This is a genomic window from Hydrogenophaga sp., from assembly GCF_030656115.1.
Taxonomy (GTDB): domain Bacteria; phylum Pseudomonadota; class Gammaproteobacteria; order Burkholderiales; family Burkholderiaceae_C; genus Hydrogenophaga.
Genome location: NZ_JAUSOO010000164.1, coordinates 1 through 25775, shown reverse-complemented (window position 1 = coordinate 25775; position 25775 = coordinate 1). Strand labels below are relative to the sequence as shown.

Annotated in this window: 20 protein-coding genes and 1 pseudogene; 9 read left to right on the top strand and 12 right to left on the bottom strand. The window is 65.6% G+C overall.

Annotated elements, in window-relative coordinates:
- Positions 1-18 precede the first annotated feature (18 nt).
- Positions 19-918, top strand: coding sequence for an SDR family oxidoreductase (locus Q7J58_RS21260; RefSeq protein ID WP_304831888.1), 900 nt, complete (start codon positions 19-21; stop codon positions 916-918).
- Here the strand turns inward: Q7J58_RS21260 and Q7J58_RS21255 are convergent, their stop codons facing one another.
- Entirely contained in the window at positions 919-3621 is a 2703-nt protein-coding gene (locus Q7J58_RS21255) for a LuxR C-terminal-related transcriptional regulator (protein WP_304831886.1), read from the bottom strand.
- Positions 3622-3815: 194 nt separating this feature from the next.
- On the opposite strand from Q7J58_RS21255, the gene tesB reads away from it, so the two are divergent.
- From tesB to Q7J58_RS21240, 3 genes are all read left to right on the top strand, one after another.
- Positions 3816-4706: an acyl-CoA thioesterase II gene (tesB, locus tag Q7J58_RS21250; RefSeq protein WP_304831884.1), complete on the top strand. Its 891-nt coding sequence runs from the start codon at positions 3816-3818 to the stop codon at positions 4704-4706.
- A gap of 120 nt (positions 4707-4826) precedes the next feature.
- The gene (gene fadB / locus Q7J58_RS21245; protein ID WP_304831882.1) at positions 4827-6983 is read left to right on the top strand and encodes a fatty acid oxidation complex subunit alpha FadB; all 2157 of its coding nucleotides are present in this window, start codon (positions 4827-4829) and stop codon (positions 6981-6983) included.
- Positions 6984-7007: 24 nt separating this feature from the next.
- Positions 7008-7790, top strand: coding sequence for an SDR family NAD(P)-dependent oxidoreductase (locus tag Q7J58_RS21240; protein WP_304831880.1), 783 nt, complete (start codon positions 7008-7010; stop codon positions 7788-7790).
- Between the two features lie 44 nt (positions 7791-7834).
- On the opposite strand, the gene dmpG is transcribed toward Q7J58_RS21240, so the two are convergent.
- From dmpG to Q7J58_RS21195, 9 genes are all read right to left on the bottom strand, one after another.
- A complete protein-coding gene (gene dmpG / locus Q7J58_RS21235) occupies positions 7835-8893 on the bottom strand; it encodes a 4-hydroxy-2-oxovalerate aldolase (protein WP_304831878.1) in 1059 nt (352 codons plus the stop codon).
- A gap of 11 nt (positions 8894-8904) precedes the next feature.
- On the bottom strand, positions 8905-9849 hold the full coding sequence (locus Q7J58_RS21230; RefSeq protein WP_304831876.1) for an acetaldehyde dehydrogenase (acetylating): 945 nt from the start codon (positions 9847-9849) through the stop codon (positions 8905-8907).
- A gap of 21 nt (positions 9850-9870) precedes the next feature.
- Entirely contained in the window at positions 9871-10653 is a 783-nt protein-coding gene (locus Q7J58_RS21225) for a fumarylacetoacetate hydrolase family protein (RefSeq protein WP_304831874.1), read from the bottom strand.
- A gap of 54 nt (positions 10654-10707) precedes the next feature.
- Positions 10708-12042 carry a sulfatase-like hydrolase/transferase gene (locus Q7J58_RS21220; protein ID WP_304831927.1) on the bottom strand — a complete coding sequence of 445 codons (1335 nt, stop codon included), beginning with the start codon at positions 12040-12042 and terminating at the stop codon, positions 10708-10710.
- The gene (locus Q7J58_RS21215; RefSeq protein WP_304831872.1) at positions 12039-13034 is read right to left on the bottom strand and encodes a tripartite tricarboxylate transporter substrate binding protein; all 996 of its coding nucleotides are present in this window, start codon (positions 13032-13034) and stop codon (positions 12039-12041) included. Before Q7J58_RS21215 ends, Q7J58_RS21220 begins: the two co-directional genes overlap by 4 nt.
- Positions 13035-13081: 47 nt before the next feature.
- Positions 13082-14638, bottom strand: a complete 1557-nt coding sequence (locus tag Q7J58_RS21210; RefSeq protein ID WP_304831870.1) for a bifunctional 3-(3-hydroxy-phenyl)propionate/3-hydroxycinnamic acid hydroxylase — start codon at positions 14636-14638, stop codon at positions 13082-13084.
- A gap of 13 nt (positions 14639-14651) precedes the next feature.
- On the bottom strand, positions 14652-15593 hold the full coding sequence (locus Q7J58_RS21205; RefSeq protein WP_304831868.1) for a VOC family protein: 942 nt from the start codon (positions 15591-15593) through the stop codon (positions 14652-14654).
- 106 nt (positions 15594-15699) lie between these two features.
- Positions 15700-16608 carry an alpha/beta fold hydrolase gene (locus Q7J58_RS21200; RefSeq protein WP_304831866.1) on the bottom strand — a complete coding sequence of 303 codons (909 nt, stop codon included), beginning with the start codon at positions 16606-16608 and terminating at the stop codon, positions 15700-15702.
- Between the two features lie 106 nt (positions 16609-16714).
- On the bottom strand, positions 16715-17374 hold the full coding sequence (locus tag Q7J58_RS21195) for a TetR/AcrR family transcriptional regulator (protein ID WP_304831864.1): 660 nt from the start codon (positions 17372-17374) through the stop codon (positions 16715-16717).
- Between the two features lie 328 nt (positions 17375-17702).
- Here Q7J58_RS21195 and Q7J58_RS21190 point away from each other — a divergent pair, with 328 nt between their 5' ends.
- Entirely contained in the window at positions 17703-18203 is a 501-nt protein-coding gene (locus tag Q7J58_RS21190) for a hypothetical protein (protein WP_304831862.1), read from the top strand.
- A 1769-nt stretch (positions 18204-19972) separates the two neighbouring features.
- On the opposite strand, the gene Q7J58_RS21185 is transcribed toward Q7J58_RS21190, so the two are convergent.
- On the bottom strand, positions 19973-20653 hold the full coding sequence (locus Q7J58_RS21185) for an FCD domain-containing protein (protein WP_304831860.1): 681 nt from the start codon (positions 20651-20653) through the stop codon (positions 19973-19975).
- 129 nt (positions 20654-20782) lie between these two features.
- On the opposite strand from Q7J58_RS21185, the gene Q7J58_RS21180 reads away from it, so the two are divergent.
- The 4 genes from Q7J58_RS21180 to phnA are packed head-to-tail and all read left to right on the top strand — an operon-like array spanning position 20783 to position 24514.
- A complete protein-coding gene (locus tag Q7J58_RS21180; RefSeq protein ID WP_304831857.1) occupies positions 20783-21664 on the top strand; it encodes a phosphate/phosphite/phosphonate ABC transporter substrate-binding protein in 882 nt (293 codons plus the stop codon).
- A 1-nt stretch (position 21665) separates the two neighbouring features.
- Complete coding sequence (locus tag Q7J58_RS21175; RefSeq protein ID WP_304831856.1) at positions 21666-22442, top strand: phosphonate ABC transporter ATP-binding protein; 777 nt, start codon at positions 21666-21668, stop codon at positions 22440-22442.
- Complete coding sequence (gene phnE, locus Q7J58_RS21170; protein WP_304831854.1) at positions 22435-23238, top strand: phosphonate ABC transporter, permease protein PhnE; 804 nt, start codon at positions 22435-22437, stop codon at positions 23236-23238. The genes Q7J58_RS21175 and phnE overlap by 8 nt, the downstream gene beginning before the upstream one ends.
- 43 nt (positions 23239-23281) lie before the next feature.
- Positions 23282-24514 carry a phosphonoacetate hydrolase gene (phnA, locus tag Q7J58_RS21165; RefSeq protein WP_304831852.1) on the top strand — a complete coding sequence of 411 codons (1233 nt, stop codon included), beginning with the start codon at positions 23282-23284 and terminating at the stop codon, positions 24512-24514.
- Positions 24515-24715: 201 nt separating this feature from the next.
- On the opposite strand, the pseudogene Q7J58_RS21160 reads toward phnA, so the two are convergent.
- A pseudogene (locus tag Q7J58_RS21160) lies at positions 24716-25775 on the bottom strand (pyruvate dehydrogenase (acetyl-transferring), homodimeric type); the annotation flags it as partial.

Genomic DNA, 25775 nt, shown 5'->3' with positions numbered 1-25775 from the left:
ACACGAAGGAGACACCCCATGACGCTCGACGACCTGATCTACAAACCCGGCCTGCTGCGCGGCGGCCGCATCCTCGTCACCGGGGGTGGCACCGGCCTGGGCCGCGTCATGAGCGAAGCCCTGCTCATGCTCGGCGCCACGGTCTACATCTGCGGGCGCCGCGGTCCGGTGGTGGAGCAGACCGCCGAGGAGCTGATGACCGCGCACGCACAGCACGGTGGCCGGGTGGTGCCGCTGGTGTGCGACATCCGCAACGACGCGTCCATCACGGCCATGCTCGACGCCATCTGGGCCGACGGCGGCGCGCTCACCGGGCTCATCAACAACGCCGCGGGCAACTTCGTGAGCCGCACCGAAGACCTGTCGCCGCGCGCCTTCGACGCCATCGCCAACACCGTGTTCCGCGGCAGCTTCTACACCACGCTGGAGTGCGGCAAGCGCTGGCTGGCCGAGGGGCGCAAGGCCTCGGTGGTGTCCATCCTCACCACCTGGGTCTGGAACGGCTCGCCCTACACCGTGCCCTCGGCCATGTCCAAAGCGGGCTTGCACGCCATGACGCAGTCGCTCGCGGTGGAGTGGGGCGGGCGCGGCATCCGCTTCAACGCCATCGCACCCGGCCTGTTTCCCACCGAGGGCATGAGCGCGCGGCTCAACCCGCAAGGCGGCGAACACAAGGTGGAGGGCAATCCCATGGGCCGCAACGGCCGGATGCCCGAGCTGGCCAACCTGGCGGTGTTTCTCATGGGGCCGGGCTCCGAATACCTCACCGGCCAGACGATAGCCATCGATGGCGCCCAGTTCCAGGCCACCGGTGGCAACTTCGCCAACCTGGCCCGCATGACCGACGCCGACTGGCAGGCCGCACGCGCCCACATCCAACGCACCAACGCGGCCGACAAGCAGCAACGCGGTGCGTGATCAGGCCACCAGGCCCAGGCGGCGCGCAATCGCCACCGCCTGGGTGCGGCTGTGCGCGCCCAGCTTCATGTTGATGTTGCGCAGGTGGGTGCGCACCGTGCTGTCTGAGACGTAGAGCTTTTCGGCCATCGCGCTGTTGGAATAGCCCTCCACCAGCAATTGCAGCACGCGCATTTCCTTGCGTGTGAGCGGCTCCAGCGCGCCGCCGGGCAGGTCGCCCACGGCTTCGGCTTCTGAGGGCAGGGGGCCAAAAGCCTGCAGCAGCCGCTGCAGGTAGTCGCTCATGAGCGGGTCGCGCACCTGGCCGCTGTCGTGCAGGGCCTGGTAGCGCTGCACCAGCGCGCCCAGGGCCGGTCCTTCGTCGAGCACCAGCCGCATGAAGCCCTCCTGGCTGGCAAATTGCAGCGCGCTGCCCACCTGCACCACGGCCGCGGGCGTGTCCCCGGTGCGCTGCAAGGCCAGTGCGCGCAACAGGCGCAGCGTGAGCAGGCGGCGCTGGCGCGCCGCGCTGGCGGTGGTCTGGATGTGCGCCTCCAGGGTGGGCAGGCAGGCGGCGGCATCGCCAAACGCGATGTCCCAGCGAAACCGGGCCAGCGCCATGTACTCGATGTCGTGCGCCAGCATGCGCAGTTGCTGTTCGCGCGCCCACAGCGTGGGGTCGTTGGCGCGCACCAGTTCGTCGTGCGCCGCTGCGCTGTGGCCTTGCAGCAGCAACAGCCGCGCGCGCTCCAGCTTGGCCGCCGCCACCACGCGCGGCAGCTTGCGCTGGTGGCCCAGGTACTCCAGCTCGGCCAGCGCCAGCGAGGCGGCGTCCACATCGCCGTTGATGAACGCGATGCGCGCGCGCATGGCGTGGCTCAGGATCATGTGGTCGGGCAGGCCCACGTCGCGCGCCAGCGGCAGGTAGACGTTGAGCAGGTGGTCGGCCTGTGCGATCTGGTTGGCCTCGTAGACCACGCTGGTGTAGAGCACGCCGGCCCAGGCGTTGCCGTGCGTGTGGTGGTAGTTGACCGCGTGGGTCGCGTCCACCGCCAGCCGAAAGCGCGCCGTGGCCTGGCGCAGGCGCCCTTGCTGCAGGTCCAGCAGACCCTCGGTGGACTCGGTGTACATGCGGTTGAAGGTGCTGTCGCCGCTGTGCTCGCGCCGCGCCGCGTCCAGCAGGTGCTGGGCCTCGCGCGGTTCGCCGGCCACCGAGGTGATGTGCGCCATGGCGTTGAGCAAGGTGCTGTCGGCGAAATGGTTGCCGCTGGGCAGGCGCTGCAGCGACACGCGGCCCACCGCCAGCGCCTCCTCGTTCTGGTCCTGCATGGCCAGCAGCAGCGGGCGCAAGCTGGCGGCGTGGGCGCGCAGGTAGGCGTCGTCGCTGGTGTTCGCGCCGCTGCGCTCCAGCATGTCCATGGCTTCCCAGGGGCCGCGGGTGAAGCACGCGGCCCACACGGCGCTCATCTGCAGCCGGGGGTGCTCGCGCAGCGGGGCCGCTGCCAGCGTGGTGAACCAGCGCCACAGCAGGCGCATGCGCCCCTGCTCCAGAAAGGCCTCGGCGTGGGTTTCCAGCAGCCCCATGGCGTGTGGGAAGTCGCCGCCTTCAATGGCGTGGTCGATCGCTGGCACCGGCCGGCCTTGCGACTCGTACCAGCCCGAGGCCGCCAGGTGCAGCCGCGCCACCTCGTCGGGGCGCTCGCGTTCGAGCTGCGCGCGCAGGTAGTCGGCAAACAGGCTGTGGTAGCGCCAAGTGCGCTGCTCGCCCGCCACCGGCGTCAGAAACAGGTGCTCGGCGTCCAGCTGTTCGAGCAGCGTGGCGCAGTCCAGGCGCGGGTTGAGCGCGGCGCAGACCGAGGCGTCGAGCTGGCGCAGCAGGCTGGTGCGCAGCAAAAACTGGCGAACGGGCGGCGGCTGGCGCGCCAGCACCTCCTCGGCCAGGTAGTCGGCCACGGCGCGGTTCGAGCCCGAGAACCGTTCCACAAAATCGGCCGCGTCCACATCGCGGTTCAAGGCCATCGAAGCCAGCCACAGCGCGGCGATCCAGCCCTCGGTTTTCTGGTGCAGGCGAAACAGCTGGTCGGCGCTGAGCACCTGCGCGCGGCGCTGGTCAAAGAAAGTGGTGGCGTCGGCCAGCGTGAAGCGCAGCCGGTCGGCGTCGATCTCGGTCAGTTGGCCGCGCACGCGCAGCCGCGCCAGCCCCAGCGGCGGCAGGCTGCGCGAACCCACCACCAGCCGGCCCCGGCGCGGCAGGTGTTCGGCAATTTCGCGCACCAGGCCCAGCACCGCGGCTTCGTGCACCGTTTCAAATTCGTCGAGAAACAGCGCAAACGGGATGTCGGCCTGCGCGAGCGACTGCACCGCGTCGCGACCGCTGCGTTCCGGGCTCTCCAGTCCCATGCGGGTCACGGCCTCGTCAAGGCCGCTCAGAAAACGCGAGGCGTCGTTGTCGGCGCGGTCCAGCGTCAGCCACACCGTGGCCACACCCTCGCGCTCCAGCCGCTCCCGCGCCTGCACCATGGCCGTGGTCTTGCCAAAGCCGGCCGGCGCACGCACCAGCACCAGCTGGCCCGCGCTGTTGCAAATGGCGTCGCACAGGCGCTCGCGCAGCACCTGCGAGGCCACCGGCGCGGGTGCCTGGAACTTGGTTTCCAGGGCCACGGCGCTGCGCGCACGGGGCGGTGCGGTGGGGTCGGGCGGCGTGGGCGGGTCGGCTTGGAACATGGGTGGCTGCGGCGGGCGGGCGGGGGTGGCGGTCGCAGGCTGCAATGTGCCACCGAACGCGCCACCCGAACCCGTCCATTCGGACGATTCGGAGCTGCATTCTGCTCCGTACACTGCCCCAGCCCTGTGTCACCGCCCGCCCAGCTGTCGCCCCCTTGTCAGCCGTCCCTGTCCTGTTTTTGTACCTGCACACCATGAACCCTGAACCCGACGCCCTCCACCTTGACCGCCGGGCCGCCCTGGCCGTACTCGTGGCGCACCTGCGCCTGGAGCGCCTGGAGCACAACCTGTTTCGCGGTGGCCATGTGGACATTGGCAGCCCGTCGGTGTTCGGCGGTCAGGTGCTGGGGCAGGCCCTGATGGCCGCCGCGCGCACCGTGCCCGAGCACAGCGTGCATTCGCTGCACGGCTACTTTTTGCGCGCCGGCGACAAGGCGGTGCCCATCGTCTACGAGGTGGACCGCGTGCGCGATGGCGCCAGCTTCACCATGCGCCGGGTGGTGGCCGTGCAGCACGGCCAGCCGATCTTTCACCTCTCGGCCTCGTTTCACCGGCACGAACCCGGCGTGACGCACCAGCGCGCCATGCCCGAGGCGCCGCCGCCCGAAGGCCTGCGCGACGAGAGCGAGGGCCGGCGCGCGCTGCGCCAGCACCTGCCCGCCGCCGCCCTGGCCGTGGTGGACCAGGCGCGTGCCGTGGACATCCGCCCGGTGGACCCGCAGCACCTGCTGCACCCCACCATCACGCCGCCGTATGCGCAAACCTGGCTGCGCGCGCCCGAGCGCCTGCCCGACGACCCGCTCATCCACCAGGCGCTGCTGGCCTATGCGTCCGACTTCAGCCTGCTCGGTGTGGCCATGCGTCCGCACGGGCTGAACTTCATGCAGCCCCAGGTGCAGGGCGTGAGCCTGGACCACGCCCTGTGGTTTCACCGCCCCTTTCGTTTCGACGACTGGCTGCTCTACGAAACCGATTCGCCCTCGGCGGCGGGTGCGCGGGGTTTTTGCCGGGGCAGCGTGTTCACCCGCGACGGGGCGCTGGTGGCCTCGGTGGCGCAAGAGGGCTTGATCCGCGTCAAGCCGTGACACCGCCCCGCGCAGCGCCTGGGCCGGGCGGTTTTCGTCGCTTCGGACGATGCGCCCGCCCGGTGCCCTGCCTAGACTGAACCCCGATTCGGCGCGGTGCCGAAGTGTGGGAGTTTCTCTGTGTACCAAGGCCAAAGTGTGTGGGTGCGTGCGCTGGACGACGCCGGCGTGTGCGAGCTGTGTTTCGACCGGCAAGGCGATGCGATCAACAAGTTCGACGACCGCACCGTCGATGAACTGCGCCAGGCGGTGGCCGTGCTGGCCGGGCACGCGGGGCTGCGCGGTGTGCTCATCAGCAGCGCCAAAGAGGTGTTCATCGTCGGTGCCGACATCACCGAATTCGGCGCCAAGTTCAGCCAGCCGGCCGAGCTGATCGCCGCCGGCGTGGCGCAGAGCAACACCGTGTTCGTGGCCCTGGAAGACCTGCCCGTGCCCACGGTGGTGGCCATCAACGGTTTTGCGCTGGGCGGCGGGCTCGAACTGGCGCTGGCGGGCAGCTTGCGCGCCATGTCCCACACCGCGCAGGTCGGCGTGCCCGAGGTCAAGCTCGGCCTGTTCCCCGGCTTTGGCGGCACGGTGCGGCTCTCGCGCCTGGCGGGGCCGGCCGTGGCCTGCGACTGGGTCACCACCGGGCAGCCCCAGTCGGCCGACGCCGCGCTGGCCGCCGGTGTGGTCCACGCCGTGGTGGCGCCCGACGCCTTGCGCGGCGCGGCCCTGGACCTGCTGCACCAGGCCATGAACGGCGCGGTGGACTGGGCCGCGCAACAGCAGCGCAAACGCGACCCGGTGCCGCTGTCGGCCGCCGAGCGGGCCGCAGTTTTTGACGCCGCGCTGGCCCAGACCGCGCCGCTGAGCGCACGCCAGCAACCTGCCGCCCAGCGCGCCGTGCAGATGATGGCCGAAGCCGCCGGCCTGGACCGCAGCGGCGCCCTGGCGCTGGAAGCGCAGGTGTTTGGCGAAGTGGCCAGCACCCAGGCGGCGCGCTCGCTGGTGCAAGCGTTTTTGAACGAACAGGCCATCAAACGGCTGTCCCGGCGCCACGCCCAGGCCGGTGCACCGGTGCGCAGCGCGGCCGTGCTCGGCGCCGGCATCATGGGCGGCGGCATTGCCTACACCAGCGCGCTGCGCGGCGTGCCGGTGCGCATGAAAGACATCGCCCAGCCCGCGCTGGACCTGGGCATGGGCGAGGCCGCCAAGCAGCTCGCGCGGCGCGTGAAAACCGGCAGGCTCGCGCAAGCGCGCGCCAACGGCGTGCTGGCCGCCATCACGCCGCAGACCGACCACAGCGGCTTTGACGCGGTGGACTGCGTGATCGAAGCCATCGTGGAAAACCTCGGCATCAAACAACAGGTGCTGGCCGACCTGGAAAACCGCGTCGCGCCGGGCACGCTGATCGCGTCCAACACCTCAAGCCTGCGCATCGACGACCTGGCACCCGCGCTGCAGCGCCCCGAAAATTTTGTGGGCATGCACTTCTTCAACCCGGTGCACATGATGCCGCTGGTGGAGGTGGTGCGCGGCAGCCGCAGCAGCGACGCGGCCGTGTCCACCGCCGTGGGGTACGCCGTGGCCATGGGCAAAACCCCCATCGTGGTGCGCGACTGCCCCGGCTTCCTGGTCAACCGCGTGCTCACCGCCTACATGCGCGGCTTCCTGCTGCTGGTGGCCGACGGTGCCGACTTTGTGCAGGTGGACCGCACCATGGAAGCCTTTGGCTGGCCCATGGGCCCGGCCTACCTGGAAGACGTGGTGGGCATGGACACCGGCAGCCACGTGAGCGACGTGATCTCGGCCGGCTACCCCGAGCGCATGCCGCGCATCGAACACGACGCGCTGCGCCTGATGGCCCGCGAAGGCCGCTATGGCCAGAAAAACGGCATCGGCTTCTACCGCTACGAGACCGACGCCCAGGGCAAACCGCGCCGCTCGCCCGCGCCCGACACGCCCGCGCTGCTGGCGCGCCTGCAGCCGCACGGCCCGCGCGCCTTCACCGACGCCGAGATCGTGGACCGCATGATGCTGCCCATGGTCGTGGAGGCCGCCCACGCGCTGGAAGAGGGCGTGGTCGGCACCGCCGCCGAACTGGACACCGCCCTGCAACTCGGCCTGGGCTTCCCGGCCTACGCCGGCGGCCCGCTCCAGTACGCCGACTGGCTCGGCCTGGCCGAGGTGGTGGCCCGCTGCGACCGCCTGGCCCCCACGCTGGGCGCAGCCCTGCAGCCCACCGCCCGCATGCGCGCCATGGCCGCACGCGGCGAACGTTTTCACACCGCCTAAGCCACACCGACCGGAGCCCCCACCATGCAACTCAATTCCACCGTCGCCGCCGTCATCACCGGAGGCGCCTCCGGCCTGGGCGCCGCCACCGCCCGCCGCCTCGCCGCCCACGGCGTCAAGGTCGCCTTGTTCGACCTCAACGCCGAACAGGGCGAGGCCCTGGCCCGAGAACTCGGCGGCGTTTTTTGCCCAGTGGACGTGACCAGCGAAGCGCAGGTGGACGCCGGTTTCGCCCAGGCCCGCGCCGCGCACGGGCAGGAGCGCATCCTGGTCAACTGCGCCGGCACCGGCAATGCGGTGAAGACCGCCAGCCGCGACAAAACCACCGGCGAGATCAAGCACTACCCCACCGCCAATTTCGACCGCATCATCCAGATCAACCTGGTGGGCACCTTCCGCTGCATCGCCAAGTCCGCCGCCGGCATGCTCACGCTGGAGCCGCTCCAGGACGGCGAGCGCGGCGCCATCGTCAACACCGCGTCCGTGGCCGCGCAAGACGGCCAGATGGGCCAGGCCAGCTACGCCGCCAGCAAGGCCGCCATCGTCGGCATGACGCTGCCGATTGCCCGCGACCTCATGGGCGAAGGCATCCGCGTCAACACCATCCTGCCCGGCATCTTCAACACCCCGCTGCTGCAAGGCGCGCCCGACCATGTGAAAGCCGCACTCGCCGCCTCGGTGCCGTTCCCCAAGCGCCTGGGCGAGCCCGACGAATACGCCCACGTGGTCGAAACCATGCTCACCAACGGCTATTTCAACGGCGAGAGCGTGCGGCTGGACGGGGCGATCCGGATGGCGCCGCGTTGAGCGGGCGTGAATCGTGCCCGTCTCAGCCTCTCAGGCGTGGCGCCTCAAGCGGCCTCGCTCATCACCGGTTGCGCGTGCGTGCGCTCGTGTTCCTGCGCCTTGAGCAGGTCCAGCGCCACGTCCACGATCATGTCTTCCTGCCCGCCGACCATGCGGCGTCGCCCCAGCTCGACCAGGATGTCCACCGCCTTCAGGCCGTACTTCTTCGCCGCCACTTCCGAGTGGCGCAGAAAGCTGCTGTAGACGCCGGCATAGCCCAGCGCCAGCGTCTCGCGGTCCACGCGCACCGGCCGGTCCTGCAGCGGGCGCACGATGTCGTCGGCCGCGTCCATCAGCTGGTACAGGTCGCAGCCGTGGTTCCAGCCCAGGCGTGCCGCGGCGGCGATGAACACCTCCAGCGGCGCGTTGCCCGCGCCCGCGCCCATGCCGGCCAGGCTGGCGTCCACGCGGTCGCAACCTTCCTCCACCGCCACGATGCTGTTGGCCACACCCAGGCTCAGGTTGTGGTGCGCGTGCATGCCGGTTTGTGTTTCGGGCTTGAGCACGTCCTTGAAGGCGCGGAAGCGGTCGCGCACATCGTTCATGCTGAGCGCGCCGCCGGAGTCCACCACATAGCAGCAGGTGGCCCCATAGCTCTCCATCAGCTGGGCCTGCTGGGCCAGGCCTTCAGGCGTCTGCATGTGGCTCATCATCAAAAAGCCCACGGCTTCCATGCCGAGATGGCGCGCGTATTCGATGTGCTGGCGCGAGATGTCGGCCTCGGTGCAGTGCGTGGCCACGCGCACGATGCGGGCGCCCGCATCAAAGGCGGCCTTGAGGTCGTGCACGGTACCGATGCCCGGCAGCAGCAGCGTGGCGATCTTGGCGTGTTTGACCACGCTGGCCACGGCCTCGATCCACTCCACATCGGTGTGCGCGCCAAAGCCGTAGTTGAAGCTGCCGCCCTGCAGGCCGTCGCCGTGCGCCACTTCGATGGAGTCGACCTTGGCGTCGTCGAGTGCCTGGGCAATCTGCATGGCCTGCGCCACGCTGTACTGGTGGCGGATGGCGTGGCTGCCGTCGCGCAGCGTGACGTCGGAGATGTAAATCTTCTTGCTGGTCATGTGTTGTTCCTTCAGGCGGCCACGGCGGCGGCCAGCATGCGCGCGGCCATGTGTTCGGCGGTGCGCAGCGCGGCGCTGGTCATGATGTCGAGGTTGCCGGCGTAGGCCGGCAGGTAGTGGGCCGCACCTTCGACCTCCAGGAACACCGAGGTCTTCAGGCCGTTCAGGTGCTTGCCGACGCCCGGGATGTTCAGGCCTTCGATGCGGTCGAACTGCACTTTCTGCTTGAGGCGGTAGCCCGGCACATAGGCCTGAACGTCGGCGGCCATGCGCTGAATCGAATCGGCAATGGCCGCTTCATCGGCGAAGTCGCTCAGCGTGTAGACCGTGTCGCGCATGATCAGCGGCGGCTCGGCCGGGTTCAGCACGATGATGGCCTTGCCCTTGGCGGCACCGCCCACCACCTCGATGGCCTTGGACGTGGTCTCGGTGAACTCGTCGATGTTGGCGCGGGTGCCGGGGCCGGCGCTCTTGCTGGAGATGCTGGCGACGATCTCGCCGTAGTGCACCTTGGCCACGCGCGAGACGGCGGCGACCATGGGGATGGTGGCCTGGCCGCCGCAGGTGACCATGTTTACATTGAGCGCGTCGAGGTGGTCCTCGCCGTTGACCACCGGGATGCAATACGGGCCGATGGCCGCGGGCGTCAGGTCGATCAGGCGGATGCCGGGCTTCAGGCTGCGCAGGAAGGCGTCGTTCTGGACATGGGCGCTGGCGCTGGTGGCGTCGAACACGATGTCGATGTTGGCGAATTCGGGCATGCGGGTCAGGCCGGCCACGCCGTCGTGCGTGGTGGCCACGCCCAGGCGGGCGGCGCGGGCCAGGCCGTCGGACGCGGCGTCGATGCCGACCATGGCACCCATTTCGATGTGCTGGCCGTGGCGCAGGATCTTGATCATCAGGTCCGTGCCGATGTTGCCGCTGCCGATGATGGCGGCTTTGAGTTTTCGGGTCATAAGAATTCTGGGTAAAGAGAGTCAGACCATGCGGCAGCTCACGCTGCCCAGCGCACCGATCTGGGCGTGGATGTGGTCGCCTGCAGCGACGGGCACCATGGGGCCAAGTGCGCCGGAGAGAATCACCTGGCCGGCCTTGAGCCCTTGACCACGCGCAGCCATGGTGCAGGCCAGCCAATACGCCGCACGCAGCGGATGCCCCAGGCAGGCGGAGCCGGTTCCGACGGACGCCGTTGTGCCATTTTTGGTCAAGCACATGCCCAGGTCGCCCAGCGAGAGCTCTCCCAGCAACACCGGTTGGTTGCCCAACACGTACACCCCACAGGAGGCGTTGTCTGCCACCGTGTCGACCAGGCGGATCTTCCAGTCGGCGATGGCGCTGTCGACGATTTCCAGCGCGGGCAGCGCATAGACAAGGCAGGCCAGGAATTCGGCGTAGCTTGGCGTGGTGCCGGCCAGATCGCTCCCGACGACGAAGGCGATTTCGGCCTCGATCTTGGGCTGCATGAGCCGGTTGGTGGGCACGTCTTGGCCACTGAGGTATTCCATGTCGTCGAACAGCACGCCGAAATCGGGCTGATCGACCCCCAGTTGCTCTTGCACGGCCTTGGAGGTCAACCCGACCTTGAGCCCGACGATGCGCTGCCCTTCGGCCAGACGCGCCTGGGTGTTGAGGTCGGCCACGGCATAGGCGGCCTCCAGGCCCTCGATGCCGTGCGTCGAAGAAACCGGGGCAACGGGCGTGCGCGCCGCCCGGGCTGTTCGCAAGACCGCTGCCACCACCGCATGGGAATCTGCATCCATAGGGATCACTTTCACGTTAAGAAAAAAAGAAAAGGGTTCATGCCGATGCGCTTGTCAATGCGCCCCCGACGGCACGGCCACGTCCCCAGGCTGGAACAGCTTGAACACACGCGCGTCGTCCGGGATCGGGGGCAGGCTGGCGTTCCAGGCTTGCCAGGCGTCGCGCAGCTCCGCGAGTTTTTCCGGGTATCGCCGGGCGACGTTGGCCCGCTCGCGCGCGTCTGCCGCGAGGTTGAACAGAAAGTCGTGCCCGTCCTGGTGGAGGTACTTCCAGTCGCCCCGGATCAGGGCGCGCTGGCTTCGGTGCTTCATGCGCCAGCACAGGTCGCCCGGGCGGGTCCACGAAGCGTCGGCAAACAGCGGCAACAGGTCCACGCCGTCGAGCGGGTGGTCCGCATCGGCTGCGACGCCAGCGGCCGCCAGCAGGGTCGCGGTCCAGTCCATCGTCAGGTTGGGGCAGTCGCTCACCAGACCGGCCGGAATCCGCTCGGGCCAGCGCGCCAGCAGCGGCACACGGATGCCGCCCTCCAGCAGGTCCATCTTCTCGCCACACAGCGGCCAGTTGTTGGAGAAGCGCTCGCCGCCGTTGTCGCTGGTGAAGACGACCAGCGTGTTCTGCGCCAGCCCTTTCTTCTCCAACGCGTCCAGCAGCCAGCCGATGCCTTCGTCCATGTGGTGGATCATCTTTTGGTAAACCTCCACCGAACCGCCGTCCGGGTGCCAGCCCAGTTCCCGCGTGTGCCGGCTCTCCTCGGCGTCGTCGCGCGTCAGCCAGGGCCAGTGCGGCGCGCTGTAGTGCAGGCTCAACAGAAAGGGCTGGTCGGGCGTCTGCGCCTCCACGAATTCGACGGCCTGGCGGCTGAGCAGATCGGTGAGGTAGCCCTCGCGTTCGATGGGCGTCTCGTTCTCCCACAGGTCGGCCCCGCCGCGCGGGCCGGTGTGCGCGAAGTAGTCCACGCCGCCACCGTGGTAGCCGAAGTAGGTCTGGTAGCCCGACTGGCGGGGACCGAAGTGTGGGGGGTAGCCCAGGTGCCACTTGCCCATCAGGGCGGTGCGATAGCCGGCCGCCCCCAGCAGCGAGGGCAGCGTCGGATGGCTGGGCGGGAGCCCGAGAACCTTGTCACCGTAGGCCGGGCCCAGCGGCTCCTCGGCCGCGCCGCGCAGCCGGTACTGCCAGCGCCCGGTGATGAGGGCGAAACGGGTCGGGGAACAGACGGCGGAATTGGCGTAGCCGCGCGTGAAGCGCATGCCTTGCGCCGCCATGCGATCCAGGTTGGGGGACACGTCGGTCGGCCGGCTGTAGGCATCTCTCGCGCCGCAACAGCCCAGGTCCGCGTAACCCAGGTCGTCCGCCAGGATGTAGATGAAATTCGGTTGTCCCATGGTCAGTCCAGCTTCAGGTGGATGCGCTGGACGACAGATGCCCAGCGAGCGGACGTCTCGTTCAGCAACTGACGGGCTTGCGCTGGGGTGGTGGACTCGGGCTGGGTGTCAGAGGCCAGCATGGCCGCCTGAACGGGCTCGCTGCGCACCGTCTCGGCCAATGCCTGGTGGAATTTCCGCGTGATGTCCGGGTCCACGCCGGTGGGTCCAAAGATGCCCAGCCAGAAGGTTGCGTTGACGTCGCGGTAGCCGGCATCGGAGAGGTTGGGCAGGTCGCCGAGCGAGGCCGAGGGTTTCGTCCCCGATCCGGCCAGCCCCACCAACCGCTTGTTCTTGACGTATTCCGCCACGATGGACGCCACGAGGAAGCCGCAATCGACGTGGCCACCGAGCAAATCCTGAACAGCCGGCATGGGTCCCCGGTAGGGAATGTGGACCATATCGATCTTGGCCGCCGAGGTGAACATCTCCATGGCCAGATGCCCCGGTGAACCGGGTCCGCTGCTGGCGTAGCGGATGCTGCCGGGCTTGGCCTTCGCCTTCTCCACCAGTTCGGCCACCGACCGCACACCGACCGCCGGATGGCACGTCAGCACGTTCACGAAACTGCCGAACAATGCCACTGGAACCAACTTGTCGGGCTCGTAGCCGAGGCGCTTGAAGATGTGCGGGTTGACGGTGACGATCGACTCCTGTGCCAGCAGCCACGTGTACCCGTCAGCGGCCGAGCGGGCCGTTTCGGCCGCGCCGATGTTGCCCGAGGCACCGGGCTTGTAGTCCACCACGACCGGCTGCCCGAGTCTTTGACCCAGCCCCTCCGCGACGGCGCGAATGGTGCGTTCGGGACCACCCCCCGCCGGGAACGGAATCACCAGACGAATGGGCTTGGCAGGCCAGTCGGCAGACTGCGCGTTCGCCGCCGATGCGGTGAGCCACGTCGCCACGGCCAGGGCCGCGGCCCTCAGCGCCGGATGGGCCGTACGGATCTTCGTATTCATGGTCTTGTCTCCTGTTGTGGATTTCGTGCGGGCGTGGTGAGGCCGGCTTAAGGGGTGCCGGCCTCGGGCAGGGCCATGCCAGAACGGTCGGCCGCCGCCACGAACCGGTCCGGGCGCACCGCCATGACCCGGGTGCCGTGGCGGCGCATCCAGGCCAGCAGGGTCCCGTCGAGATCGACCATGTCGTCGCTGCCATGGCCCTGTTGCTCGGGCGCCAACACGCAGAGGTGGCGCGCACCCAGGGCGTCCCAGGCGGCCTGTTCTTCGGCCGTGAGTTCGGTGCGCGGGTTCACCCCGTCACCCAGCAACACAAAGCCGTCGCCCAGCAGCTCGTCGAGCCAGCACAGCCTGCCGCGTGCGTCGGCCACGCGGGGCTGCGGGATCATCTTGCCGACCGCGCTGTCCGGCGCCGTGGTGCCGCGGAACCAGCCCGCGTCGTACCAGGGGTTCCACAGCAAGGGCGGCTCCGGTGGCGGCTCGCCCGGCTTGGGCGCCATGGCCGCCATTTCTTCGTCGCTGAGCTGCTGCTGGATGATGCGGCCCAGCTGAATCGCCACGCCGGTGTAGAAGGCCACGTTCGGCTCGCGCTCGGCCTGGTAGGTGTCGAGCAGCGTTTCGGGCAGCCGGCCGCGCAGCACCTCGCGCAGTTTCCAAGCGATGTTGAACGCGTCGCGCACGCCGGACTGCATGCCCGACCCGGCCCACGGCGGCATCAGGTGGCCGGCGTCACCCACCAGGAACACGCGCCCTTCGCGCCAGCGCTCGGCATGGCGGATGTGGTGGCGGTAGAACGCGTGCTGGTGGATCTCGACGTCGTCCTGCGTCACGCCCAGCGAGCTCAGCAGCTTCCACAACTGCTCGTGCGTCTTGAAGTCGTCTTCCGACTCGTGCGGCGCCAGCGGGAACTCCCAGCGGTGGTTGCCCTGCGCCAGCGCAATGTCCACCACCGGCCGCTGCTTGTCAGACCAGAAGGTCAGGATGTGCCGATCGGGCCACCAGCGTTTCACCCGCGCGTCGATCACCACCCACTTCACCTCGCGCGTCTCACCGATGAGCTGGATGCCCAGCCGCTCGCGCGTGGTGCTGCCGCCGCCGTCGCAGGCCAGCACGTAGCGTGCGCGCACCGTCCGGGTTGCGCCGGTGCCGAGGTCGCGCGATGTCACCGTCACGCCCTCGCTGTCCTGCACCACGTCGGTCACTTCCACGCCGTAGCGCACGTCAACGTGCTCGGCATGGCGCTCGTTCGCGCGGCGCAACACCTCCTCCATCGCGGGCTGGTAGATGGCGTAGGACGTGGGGTGCCGCCCCAACCGCGAAGGCGGAAAGTCCATGCGCGTGATCTGGTGCCCCTCGTGGGTGATCCAGCGCAGCGCCACGGTCGGGTCCATGGTGCGCGCCAGTTCTTCGTCCAGTCCCAGCGACTGGAAACAGCGCATCGTCCAGTCGTTCACCGTGACCGCGCGGGCGCGGGGATAGATCGCCTGGTCGCGCTCCAGCGCGATGGTGCGGATGCCGTAGTGGCCCAGGCACAGGGCGGCGGCCAGACCGCTGGGGCCATAGCCGATGATGGCCACGTCGGCGTCAAAGTGCTGTGTGGTGTTCATGTGGGTGCTCATGTCAGGCCACCTCCACCGCAGCGGCCGGCATGGCCGGGCCTTCACCGGGCATGGCGCCATACGGGCGGTGCCCCCAGTTGCTCACGCGGTCGTAGGCCTCGGCCTTCCACGTCGCGTCGTCCACCTTCACGCCGCCCCAGCCGAACTCGAACAGAAAGCCCGACGGTGAGTGGGCGTAGAACGAGATCATCTGGTCGTTCGGGTGCTGGCCGATGTCCATCACCACCGGCAGGCCGAAGGCCAGGCAGCGGTCGCGGGCCCGCCCCACGTCGGCCACCTGTGCCGCCTCGACCATGAAATGGTGGATGCGCTTTTTCGGCCCGGGCATGGGAGCGCGCGGGGCAACGGCCACCGAATGGTGCCGCTCGTTGGCGTGGAAGAACGACACCTCGATCTTCACACCCGGCGCTGGCTCCAGGTAGATGTGGTCGCTGAGCTTGACCCCCAGCACGTTGCGGGCGAACGCTATCGTGTCCGGGTAGTGGTCGGCCTCGAACACCACGTGACCCGCGCCACCGGCGCCCGTGACGAAGCCGGACGCCACCACGTCGGAGCGGAAGGCCGCGTCCTGCGACGGCGCCGCGGCGTAGACCTCGTGGCGGTTGCCCTCGGGGTCGGTGAAGTGCAGCATGCGCTCGGCATGGCGAACGTCCAGCTCGTCGGCGGTGCCCAGGGTGCTTTTCAGGCCCTGGCTGTCCAGGTGGCGCGCAAAGGCATCCACCTCGGCGGCGGAGCCCACTTTCCAGCCGGCAAACGCCAGGTCATCGGCAGGGCCTTCGCTCAGGATGAAGCGTGCGGGCGCCGCGTCCATGCGCAGGCGCCGGGTGTTCTGCGGGCCGCTGCTCACGCCCAGGCCCAGGACCTCGGCGGCGAAGCGCTCCCAGCGCGGCAGGTTGGACACCTCGAAGCCGAGGTAGCCCAGTTCTTGGATGGTGGGGGTCATATTTGTCTCCTGTTGGGGTAAAGGAAGCCCCACACCGGGTCCGCAAAGACTCGGTGCAAGGACGGGGGGGGGGAAGTTGGTGGACGGCTTCGAGGCCGTCCCTGCGTCAGTCGTCGTGCAGCAGGAAGCTGGTCACCACGTCGTTGAAGCGCTGCGGGTGTTCCCACTGCGCCCAGTGGCCGCAGTTGGTCAACAGCAGGTGGTCGGCGTTGGGCATCACCTTGAACGGCTCCAGCCCGGCCACCGGGTTCACCCGGTCCTGCAGGCCCCAGATGAACAGCGCGCGGTGCATCGTCGAGGCCAGGCGCGGGTCCAGGCTGATGAAGGTTTCCTGGCCCGGGCCGCCGGGCGGCGGCACCAGCGGCGGGTTGGCCCGAATCTCGGGGTCGTTGCTGGCCTCGAACCGCTGGCGGATCAGCTCGGGCGTGAGCAGGCGCTGGTCGTGCACCAGGTTGCCGATGAAGGCCTGCAGCTTGCCGAGCGAGGGGCCGTCGCCCAGGTAGTAGGTCAGCAACTGTTTGATGCCCTCGGTCGGACCGGTGGCGCCGGCCACCACGCCACCGCCCGGCCCCATCAGCACCAGCTTGCCCACCCGGTCGGGCGCGTCCATGGCCAGGCACAGCGCCGACGAGCCGCCAAATGAATTGCCCACCAGGTGCGCCCGCGGAATGCCCACCGCGTCCATGAAGGCCAGCACCGCCCGGCCGCCGTTGTGAAACGGGCCGAGCCCGCCGAAGGCATCCAGATTCTTGGAGCTGCTGCCCCAGCCCGGGAAGTCGATCACCCAGCAGCGGAAGTGTCGCGACAGGGCGTCGATGTTCTTGCTGTAGTTGCTCGCGCCGGTGGCGCCCGGTCCGCCGCCGTGCAGCAGCACCACGTCTTCACCCGCGCCGGACACCCGGTAACCGATGCGCCACGCCGCGCCGGTGCGGGTGGTCCCCTCAACAAACTGGGCTTGCGCCATCTTCACTTCCTGGTTGCCTCGCCGCGCCCGTGGGCCGTACCCGGTGTACATGGAACAGGGCCCCAAGCCGGGCACCGTTTCAGCGACGATGGCGGAAGTTTATTTACATTGACACATTCGTCAATGACAAAAACGTCAATATAGGTGTAAACACCTGCTAGGGATTACCCGGGGGTGTGGGGGGTGGCAAGGGCACCTGCATGGCCTGATCGATCAGCCCGGGGTTTGCGCCCAGGGCGTTGAGAATGGCGCGAACCACCTCGCGGGCCCGCTCCGGCCCGCCGGTCTCCACGTTGGAGGAGCGCAGGGCAAACACCATCAGCCCGATGGAGATCGCCTCGGCCAGCTCGATGTCCTTCACCTTGATCAGGTCCTTTGCAATCGCTTCCTCCAGGTCGACGTGCATGCGCGTGACGGCCAGATGCCCCACCCCGGACACCGAGCCCAGGAACGCGCGGAACACCGGGTCGAGCCGTGCCTTTCTGTAAAACAGCCGGGCCGCCGTCGCCAGTCGGATCACCGGGTTGGTTTCGTCGGCCACCGCCGGGATGATGGTCTCGATCAGGTCGTTGGAGATTTGCTCCATCGCCGCGTCCAGCAGGTCGCGCGTGGTCTGGAAGTAGTTGTAGAAGGTGCCGCGCGACACCCCGGCGGCCTTCACGAAATCGTCGATCACCGGAATGTCTGGCCCATGGTGGGCAAACACCGGAATGGCCGCCCGAACGATCGCAGCGCGCGTCCGGGTCTTCTGGGCTTGCCCGCTGGTTGTTCTCGGGTGAATCTCCCGGGAGGGTTTGGGCTTGGGCTGGTAAGGCATGTGTGGAGAGGGGCTGCTGGCCAAGAAAATGGTGTTTTTGCCAGCTTAGCGCATTCAATGCACCACCAGATACCACGTGGGATGGGCTGTGTCTGGTGGTTATGCCACCTTCGAAAACCCCCAAGGCTGTCAAGTTCCGCTTGTTTATAAACCGGCGGAACTTGGCATTTAGCAAACCCTTCAGACCTTCACGCCGCCGAAAGTTGCTTTTCTGGAAACGTCTATGTAGCATGTGCAACAGTGGAATTGCTGTTGCGCTGAAGCAACTGCTCAGTATGCCCCGCTCCAAGGCGGCTGATCGCCCAAAGCTCAATCTACCAGTATTCTCATGAAATCGAATTTCCAACTATTTTGTTTTTCTGTTTTCTTTCTTGGATGTCAATTAAGTCATGCTCAAACAGCTGAAGAAACTCTATTTGCCATTCGAGAAATTTACAGTAACCAATCTGGCTGCTCTCTGGTGGATACACCAGATTTATATGCCACGGGATTTAAGTTTTTACACTCATATACCAAGGATGATGCAGCATTAGAGTTTGTATATTCCACTGGAATCCGGGGAAAGTACGGTTCGGGGCCAGATGAGTTTTCTATCGATTTCGATATAAGGAAAATTGCTTCGATTCAGCCACTTGATAAAGATGATGATTGGCCGAAACTTGTATTTGAATGCAAAAATGGAGAAGGCTGTATTTTTTTTAGTGGATGGGGCCAAAAATACTCACGAATGTTTACAGTATTTTGCAGCAAGGAAGCCCGTGCCCGAGTGACCAACGCATTACTTCATCTTCAAAAGATTACAACCCCCTTGCCAAGCTTAAAGTTTTGACATAAAAATGGATCGGTTGCTGTAAGTCACTTTTATGAAGTTTTCCACTTCATCTGCGTACCGCTCTCACTCTACAGAATTCACACAGCGAGCCTGAATGTGATGAAAATCTTTTGCAGGGTGACTTATCAATGTCGCCATCGCAGTTGTCGATGCTGCCGGAGTGCGTCGACTGGCGCATAAGTCATAAAAAGAAGTTTCCCAAGTCATCTGCTTACGTTTTTCCCTCTGCAGTGAGCCTTGCATGGCGCCACATATGGCACGGGAAACTTTTGACGGATGACTTACCAGTGCGCATCCATGAGCTTGATCTGGTCGTCTCACTCTGGGGCGAGTATTGGATGAACTCGGCTCGGTAATGCCCACTATGCCGCGTGCTTGCAGCGCTGAGTCTTGAAAAAGAAATCGTACAATAAACGATGCGGGTTGATTAATCCTGCTGTTGCCTCGTAGGAGCACAAGTGAGCAAACATCGTCTTCGTCTTTGGTGGGTTGCGTCGCTGCTGGTGTTGAGTAGCGCGGGTTATGCGCAGACCTCGTTGAAGAACCCCTGTGACTCACTACAAGGACATGCCGGAATTGAGTGCCGGGTGAATCGAATCAGTGAGGCTAACCGCAACCTTGGAAAATCGCAGGGCGGTGGCAATGAGTGCTTGGCCTGTCCTGAAGCCTGTGAGACGGTTTGCAGTTCGAACGATCCCAGCCTCGCGAAGTGCCAGGCCAACTTGCGCGACTACAGAAAGAAGATGTTTGCGGCTTGCCGAGCCCAAGGTAGGCTTTGACAGTGCGCCGACTATCTTGCTCGACCCCACCCAGGCAATCATTGGTGGCTGGAGCAAGCTCGCGGAACTTGGCGAGGTGGCTTAGCGTTCTGCTTCTGCTGCCCCAATGGGCAGGCGCGGGCACGTATCTAACCAATAAACAAACGATAAGAGACGTGCAACAGCGATTCGCTGCCCAGACGTATGCCGAATCCAAAGCAGCGGAGTTCAAAGCTCGGTGGCCGATGGGCTATAACCCTTTTGCATCCGTCGTGTCTAGACCGTACACACCGATTGCACCCACATCGCTGGCCGAGTGCAATCGGTACCGCGATGCTTACGAGGAGATCATCAGGGACGTGACAGACCATCACTGGGCCTGCATTGCCTCCACGAAGCCAAGGAGCGAGCCGTATTCGTTGGAGCACGTCAGTGCCGGCTTTAGGAGCTTCGGCAGAAACAAGCCCAGCGTCTGTTCTAACCCGGACTGCGAAACCCTTCATAGAGCCATGATCGATATGACGGATTCCGCCAACGCCGGCAACGAGAAATGCATGGACGCCTTTCACCGTTACAAAAAAGCGGAGGCCGACAAGGCGGAGAGATGGAAATCGAAGCGGGAGTGATGCGCAGGTCGAATGTGATCACTGCCTTACGCCATCTCGTCCTTCTTTGTGGTGCCAGTGCGGTGCCAGACAGGCTGTTCTAGGCGCTGAGTAAGGCCGGCACCGGTTCAAGCCTGCTTTCGGCTGACGCGATCTGGCGGGGAGTTCCTGAACCATGAAGCAAACCGATATGAGGCTGTACTTGACGACGAAGGGGCCTGCAAGTACTACCCTTTCCAAGGTGCTCCATGTCAAAGCGGTTGCCTCGAACAGATCGTTAGACGGTGTTTCTGGTCTATGTGATCGCCAGAATCACCCGCACCTTTACCTCCTTGGGTGCAACAAAATCACCTGGCAACTGGGACCTAACTGCCGTTTCTAGGTTGAAAAACTCTCAGCCTGCTCAGGCAGCGTGCGTACCCAGCGCGATCCGCAGGCGTCGCAGACTGTCTTCAGCGTGCGCCCTGAGCAGATGGCTGGCAAGGTGGGTGTCTTGGTTTTGAACGGCTTGATAGATGGCCGTGTGCTCGGCCAGCGAGGCGAGGATGGTATCTGGCACGTGCTTGAACGTGTGGGTCCGGAACAGCTTGAGCTGGATCACCAGGCGCCGGTACGTCTCGTGCAGGGCTGCGTTGCCCGTCAAGCGCGCCAAAGCGTCGTGAAATTCCAGGTTGAGGCCGGCGTAGGCATCCACGTTTTGCTGTTTCACCAACCGTTCCATCTGCTCCATGATGGGCGTGAGTACCTGACCCGATTCGGCAGGCGTGCGTTGCGCAACCAGCTCACCGATCAGGCCTTCCAAGGGAATTCGTACCTGGTAAATCTGCGCGGCCTGTTGTCCATCCAGTTTGCGCACTTGCACGCCACAGTTCTTGGCGAAATCCACGAGCCCACGGGCCTCCAGCATCCGGATGGCCTCGCGGACCGGCCCCCTTGAGATGCCCATCGACAAGGCGATGGCACCTTCGCGTAAAGGGTCACCCGGCTTGAGGTCTCCCGCCACGATCTGTTGCTCCAGGGCCTCCTGAACCAGCCCGGTCAAGGACTGTGTACGAAGCAGCGCGATGGAGTCAGGTGCGTTCATGGCAGGGTGTCGGATGGCGAAATAAGACAAGGATCGTAGCAAAAATCAAAATATCCCATATTGTCAACAATATGCCATAAACGATCTCTAAGCTTGGCACATCTTCAACCCATGAACAGGAGTTTGACCATGTTCCGAAAGATCCTTGGCGCCAGTCTGCTGGCCGTTTCAGCCCTCTCCACATCGCTCGCCGTTCAAGCGCAGACCATCAAAATGGCTGTCACGGATTTGGTGGGGATGGAAGAGCTTCAGCGGGAGTTCGGCCCTTTCAAGAAGGAGCTGGAGCGCGCCACGGGCACGACCATCGACTTCCTTCCCGTGACCAACCGCACCGCGGGTCTGGAGGCCTTGCGCTTCAAGAAAGTGGACTTCGTGCTGGCCGGTCCGGCCGAGTATGTGGTGATGCACAAGCGCGCCAACGCGGGCGTGGTGGTCGGCCTGTACCGCCCCAACTACTACTCGCAGGTGGTGGTCAAGGCCGACAGCCCGTACTTCACGATCAAGGATCTGCAGGGCAAGCGGGTGGGCCTCGGTTCCGTCGGGTCGACCTCGCGCCATTTGGGCCCGATCCAACTGTTCGCCGATGCTGGTCTCGACCCCCTCAAAGACACCAAGATCACCCACACCAACATCCGCGTGGCCTGGGAGGCGCTGAAGAAGGGCGATCTGGACGCCGTCGGCATGGGGCGCTCGGACCTCGAAGGTTTCCTGGCCAAGGAGCCGGAGAACCAGCAGAACGCTTTCCGGATCATCGCCCGCGGGGGGGACCTGCCCAACGATCTGCTCATGGCTGGTGAACATGTGCCTGCAGTCACGGTGGACAAATTCCGCAAGGCTTTCGCCGACAACTCGGATGCGCTGATTGCCAGCGTGCTGCAGGGCGCCGACCACGTCAAGCGTTACAAGGGCATGCGTTTCCTGACCCAGGTGGCCAACAAGGACTATGACGTGGTTCGCTCCATGTACAAGACGGCAGGCTACCCCGAGTACGCCAGCTTCATCGGGGACTGACATGTGCGCCACGCCCACAGCGTCCAGCGACGAAGCTCCGGCACTGAAGGTCCAGGGCCTGAGCAAGCGGTTCAACGGCGCAGCCTCACCTGTGTGGTCGGACATCAGTTTTGAAGTCCCGCATGGGCAGAGGCTGGCCATCATCGGTGGCAATGGCGCCGGCAAGAGCACGCTGCTGCGATGCTGCATGCGTTTGATTGATGCGGAGGAGGGCGACATCCACTTCAGCGGATGTTGCGTGAGCACCCTCAAGGGCCGCGCGCTCTCCAAGGCCCGGTCCCGCGTCGGCTTCGTGTTCCAGAAGCACAACCTGGTGCCCCGTCTGTCGGTGCTCACCAACGTGCTGCACGGGGGCATGGCCCATTGCAACAACCCGCAACTGTGGTACCAGGGCTGGGCCAGTCAGCGGCAGCGCGAGGATGCGCTGGCCTGCCTGGACCAGGTGGGACTGGCACACCTGGCACGGCAGCGCACCGACGAGCTGTCCGGAGGTCAGTCGCAGCGGGTGGCCATCGCGCGGGCCCTGATGCAGCAACCCGAGATGATCTTTGCAGACGAGCCGGTTGCCAGTCTGGACCCACAGGCGGGCGAGGACGTGATGCAAGTGTTCTCAGACCTCGCACAGCACAAGGGCCTGACCTTTGTGTTCGTGACCCACCACCTGGAACACGCGGTGCACTATGCCGACCGGGTGATCGGCCTGCAGGCAGGGAAACTGGCGCTTGATGAGCCAGCCAGTGCACTGGATGTGCAGCAACTCAGGAGCATGTATGGCTGATCTCACCCAACTGCCGCCCCGATTCGATCGCCCCGAACCGGTCTCCATTCTGCTGTTCCTGGCGTTCGTGGGCTTCTTTGCCTGGTCACTGGCGGCTGCAGGCATCTCGCTGCCCGAACTCATCGAGGGTCTGCCCAATATGGGCCGGATCGCCTCGGAAATGGTCCCGCCGGCCACGGACCGCTTCATGCCCATGCTGCAGTCGGTGCTGGTGACCTTCCAGATGGCCCTGGTGGGTACGGTGATCGGCATCGTGCTGAGCCTGCCGCTGGCGATCCTGGCGTCGCGCAACCACACGCCGCACCCCCTCGTCAGGACGGCGGTCCGCAACGTGGTGAGCTTCATCCGGACCGTGCCCGACCTGGCCTGGGCCCTGTTCTTCGTTGCCTCGGTCGGGCTCGGCCCGTTCGCTGGCACGCTGACCCTGATCATGGACACCGTGGGTTTCTGCGCCCGGTTCTTTGCCGAAGCCATTGAGGAAGTCGACGAAGGACCCACCGAAGCACTGGCCGCCATCGGCGCGCCGCCCTCGGCGGTGATCGCTTGCGCCACGCTCCCGATGGCCATGCCCAGCTTGATCAACACCAGCCTGTTCGCGCTGGAGAAAGCCGTGCGGTCGTCGGTGGTGCTGGGTCTGGTCGGTGCCGGTGGCATCGGCGCCGAACTGGCCACCTCCATGGAAATGTTCCGCTACGACCAAGCCGCGACCATCGTCCTGATGATCTTCGCGCTGGTGGTGGTGGTCGAGATGCTGTCCTCTCGCGCTCGCCACCGCCTGATTAAAAAACGCCAATGAAACCCAACCTGAACCGAGAACAACAATGACCCCATTTGTGAATGTGAACGGAACCGACTACCGCTGGCCAACCCGCCCCGTGGTGGTGGTCTGCATCGACGGCGGCGACCCCCGCTACCTTGAGCAGCTCCTGCAAGAAGATGCCATACCGAACATGCGCGCCTTCATTGAGCAGGGCTTTGGATCGGTGGCCGATGGCTCGATGCCCTCGTTCACCTGCCCCAACAACATGTCGATCATCACTGGAACGCCCACCTCGCGTCACGGGATTTCGGGCAACTACTACCTGGACACAAAGACCTGGCAACCGGTGGTGATGACAGGGCCGGAGCTGCTGCGTGGCGACACCATCCTGGCGCGGTTCGCTCAGGAGGGGGCCAAGGTCGTGTCCATCACAGCCAAGGACAAACTTCGCCGCCAGCTGGGCAAGGGGCTGGACGTCAGCCAGGGGCATGTCTCGTTCTCGTCCGAGTTCGCCGATCGGTGCACCCTGGTCGAAAACGGCATTGAGAACGTGTTGGCCTATGTCGGTATGCCACAGCCCGACATGTATTCCATGGAGCTCTCCCTGTTCGTGCTGGAGGCGGGTATCAAGCTGCTCAAAGACCACCGGCCAGACCTGATGTATCTCTCGCTCACCGACTTCGTGCAGCACAAATGGTCACCCACCGAGCTCGATGCACGCCGGTTCTACGAGCGTCTGGACGACGCGTTCGGGCGACTTGCTCAGGAAGATGTGGTCCTGGCCCTGACGGCGGACCATGGCATGAGCGACAAGAGCAACGCCGCTGGTGAACCCAATGTGATCTGGCTGCAGGACCGGCTGGACGAGCGCTTTGGGAGAGATGAAATGACCGTCGTGTGCCCCATCACAGATGCGTTCGTGGCACACCATGGCGCACTCGGAGGCTTTGTCCGGGTGTGGAGCAAAGGGCGGGTCGATGCCGACAGCATCATGGCATTCATCCAGGGCATGGATGGCATTGAACTGGCCTTGAACAAAACCACCGCTTGCCGGATGTTCGACATGCCAGAGGATCGCGAGGCCGACGTCGTGGTGATCTCGCGGGAGGACGTCTGCATTGGAGCCTCAGCCGCCAGCCACCATCTCGACGGTCTCAAGGGACATCGACTGCGCACCCATGGCGGCATCTCAGAAGCCAAAGTTCCGGTGATCCTGAACCGGCCACTCAACGCTCGCTACCGTCAGAAAGTCACTTGGAAGCCACTCAAGAGTCACGACATCTTTGAGCTTGCCTTGAACGGCACGGATTGAGAAAAGCGTCCTGAAGGTGAAGGTCTATGTGAACGGACCAACTTTGAGAATGACCGGTTGATGAAGTTGCGATCATTCACACTGAAAGCGTAATGTCCGGACCCAGCCGTGGGGTGACCCTCGCGGTCAAGGTGCCGCTTCGAAGCGATTGCTGCCAGTCACGTTCGTCGCGTCTCCATGGTCACCTAGACATCACCGAACCTACACGTTGGACGATGCCACGGCCACGATGCTTTCAGCATCAACCTTGAAGAAGGATCGCAACGCTGCGCGCGTATCACTGCGCCCAAAGCCGTCGGTGCCCAGCGTGGTGTAGCGCCGGCCCTCGGGTACGAAGGCACGCACGCTCTCTGGCACGGAGCGCACGTAGTCGGTGGCAGCAACGATGGGACCCGTGCTGCCAGCCAGCAACCGCGTTACATAGGCCTCGCTTGCCGCCTGCGCCACCCCATCCCGCGCCAACTCACTCCAACTGGTAATACTGAACACATCCACCCCCACACCCTGCTCAGCCAGTTGCAGCGCCGCCTTCACCACCTCAGTGAAGATCGCCCCCGAGCCCAGCAACGCAACGCGCTGTCCACCCTGCGGTCCATAGCTCCCAAAGTGGTAACCACCCTTCAGCACGCCCTCAGCCGCGCCCTCAGGCAGATCCGGGTTGGCGTAGTTCTCGTTCATGAGCGTGACGTAATAAAACACGTCGCGTTGCTCCACCAGCATCTCGCGCATGCCAGCGTCGATGATCACCGCCAGCTCACCCGCATACGCCGGGTCATAAGCCTTGCAGTTGGGAATGGTGGCGGCCACCAGGTGGCTGCTGCCGTCCTGGTGTTGCAGGCCTTCACCGCCCAGCGTGGTGCGGCCTGACGTGGCACCCAGCAGGAAGCCGCGCGAACGCTGGTCTGCCGCAGCCCAGATGGCGTCGCCCACGCGCTGGAAGCCGAACATCGAGTAGTAGATGTAGAACGGCAACATGGCCAGGCCGTGCACGCTGTAGCTGGTTGCCGCCGCCGTCCAGCTCGCCAGCGCGCCGGCCTCGCTGATGCCTTCTTCCAGAATCTGCCCTTCCAGCGCTTCACGGTAGCTCAGCACCGAGCCAATGTCTTCTGGCGCGTAGCGCTGGCCCACGCTGCTGTAGATACCCACCTGCTTGAACAGGTTGGCCATACCAAAGGTGCGCGCCTCGTCGGCCACGATGGGCACGATGCGCGGCCCCAGCGCCGGGTCTTTCAGCAGCGTGCCCAGCATGCGCACAAAAGCC

Coding starts and splice junctions, on each gene's coding strand:
- Q7J58_RS21260 (WP_304831888.1), top strand. CDS start 19: ATGACGCTCGACGACCTGATCTACAAACCCGGCCTGCTGCGCGGCGGC.
- Q7J58_RS21255 (WP_304831886.1), bottom strand. CDS start 3,621: ATGTTCCAAGCCGACCCGCCCACGCCGCCCGACCCCACCGCACCGCCC.
- tesB (WP_304831884.1), top strand. CDS start 3,816: ATGAACCCTGAACCCGACGCCCTCCACCTTGACCGCCGGGCCGCCCTG.
- Q7J58_RS21240 (WP_304831880.1), top strand. CDS start 7,008: ATGCAACTCAATTCCACCGTCGCCGCCGTCATCACCGGAGGCGCCTCC.
- dmpG (WP_304831878.1), bottom strand. CDS start 8,893: ATGACCAGCAAGAAGATTTACATCTCCGACGTCACGCTGCGCGACGGC.
- Q7J58_RS21230 (WP_304831876.1), bottom strand. CDS start 9,849: ATGACCCGAAAACTCAAAGCCGCCATCATCGGCAGCGGCAACATCGGC.
- Q7J58_RS21225 (WP_304831874.1), bottom strand. CDS start 10,653: ATGGATGCAGATTCCCATGCGGTGGTGGCAGCGGTCTTGCGAACAGCC.
- Q7J58_RS21215 (WP_304831872.1), bottom strand. CDS start 13,034: ATGAATACGAAGATCCGTACGGCCCATCCGGCGCTGAGGGCCGCGGCC.
- Q7J58_RS21210 (WP_304831870.1), bottom strand. CDS start 14,638: ATGAACACCACACAGCACTTTGACGCCGACGTGGCCATCATCGGCTAT.
- Q7J58_RS21205 (WP_304831868.1), bottom strand. CDS start 15,593: ATGACCCCCACCATCCAAGAACTGGGCTACCTCGGCTTCGAGGTGTCC.
- Q7J58_RS21200 (WP_304831866.1), bottom strand. CDS start 16,608: ATGTACACCGGGTACGGCCCACGGGCGCGGCGAGGCAACCAGGAAGTG.
- Q7J58_RS21195 (WP_304831864.1), bottom strand. CDS start 17,374: ATGCCTTACCAGCCCAAGCCCAAACCCTCCCGGGAGATTCACCCGAGA.
- Q7J58_RS21190 (WP_304831862.1), top strand. CDS start 17,703: ATGAAATCGAATTTCCAACTATTTTGTTTTTCTGTTTTCTTTCTTGGA.
- Q7J58_RS21185 (WP_304831860.1), bottom strand. CDS start 20,653: ATGAACGCACCTGACTCCATCGCGCTGCTTCGTACACAGTCCTTGACC.
- Q7J58_RS21180 (WP_304831857.1), top strand. CDS start 20,783: ATGTTCCGAAAGATCCTTGGCGCCAGTCTGCTGGCCGTTTCAGCCCTC.
- Q7J58_RS21175 (WP_304831856.1), top strand. CDS start 21,666: ATGTGCGCCACGCCCACAGCGTCCAGCGACGAAGCTCCGGCACTGAAG.
- phnE (WP_304831854.1), top strand. CDS start 22,435: ATGGCTGATCTCACCCAACTGCCGCCCCGATTCGATCGCCCCGAACCG.